Source organism: Acinetobacter sp. WCHAc060042 (assembly GCF_003231195.1).
Classification (GTDB): Bacteria; Pseudomonadota; Gammaproteobacteria; order Pseudomonadales; family Moraxellaceae; genus Acinetobacter.
This window is the reverse complement of sequence record NZ_QKVN01000153.1, coordinates 1-250: the sequence shown is the minus strand read 5'-3', so window position 1 is coordinate 250 and position 250 is coordinate 1. Positions and strand designations below refer to the sequence as shown.

The 250-nt window shown below is 38.4% G+C and carries 1 protein-coding gene; it reads left to right on the top strand.

From position 1 onward, the window contains the following. The coding region (locus tag DPG01_RS18690; protein ID WP_323581312.1) for a transposase at positions 1 to 250 on the top strand (250 nt) is incomplete at both ends.

The following is a 250-nucleotide window of genomic DNA, read 5'->3' as shown; positions in this document are numbered from 1 at the left end:
CAGACAATTGATTTCAGATCGTCAAGCACATGCCATAATTCCTCCAAGAAAAAATGCAAGGCCATGGAAAGATAAGAAATTGGGATCTTTAGAGAGAAATGAATTATTGAAAACAGTCAAACATCTAGGAAGAATGCTTTGGAAAAAATGGTCGGGCTATCACCGTCGCAGTTTGGTGGAAACCAAGATGCATTGCATCAAATTATTAGGAGATAAGCTGACGGCAAGACATTTTCAAAGTCAGGTCAAT